Genomic DNA, 517 nt, shown 5'->3' with positions numbered 1-517 from the left:
ACAAAGCAGGAGCCGTTGCATCAAGATAAAGATGCAACGGCTTAATTTCATAATCTAAAATAAGGGTAAAGCTTCTTAAGAAAAATACCATGGCTCACTGATAAATTTGATATATATTTTTTTGTTTGCAATCTCAATTAAGCCTTCGTCCTTCATTCGTTTCAGTTCCCTGAAAAGTGAGGGGCGTTGTACACCGAAGTAGTCAGCAAGCTGCTTTTTTGTGATAGGTAGCAAAACAGATTCCGATTTTTGCTGGGTAGAAAGTGCCAGAAGGTAATGAAGCAAAGTTTTTAGGTCCCAAGTTCATGGCCATTCGTTGGGCGCTCACTGTACTTGCCATAATCATCTTCTCATGGATTTCGGCAAAAATTATTCGGGATGAGGATCTACCGGGAGAAATGCTGGCTAAGCCCGGCCTCCATATTAACAAGGATGCCTGTATGGGCTGTACCCTTTGTGCAAAGAACTATCCCACACTGTTTATAATGCAAGGGAAAAAAGCTGTTGTCAAAGCATA

The 517-nt window shown here is 41.0% G+C and carries 1 protein-coding gene and 1 pseudogene; one reads left to right on the top strand and one right to left on the bottom strand.

Annotated features, from left to right (window positions below; genetic code table 11):
• Positions 1–75 precede the first annotated feature (75 nt).
• Positions 76–234 (bottom strand): helix-turn-helix domain-containing protein, encoded by a 159-nt coding sequence (locus TY09_RS18120; RefSeq protein ID WP_230974965.1) that lies wholly within the window; start codon positions 232–234, stop codon positions 76–78.
• A 29-nt stretch (positions 235–263) separates the two neighbouring features.
• Between TY09_RS18120 and TY09_RS18765 the strand changes: the two are divergent.
• Positions 264–517: pseudogene (locus TY09_RS18765) on the top strand (permease); the annotation flags it as partial.

The sequence above is a fragment of the Faecalispora jeddahensis genome, assembly GCF_000577335.1.
GTDB classification, from domain to species: domain Bacteria; phylum Bacillota; class Clostridia; order Oscillospirales; family Acutalibacteraceae; genus Faecalispora; species Faecalispora jeddahensis.
This window is presented reverse-complemented; position numbering and strand designations above follow the sequence as displayed.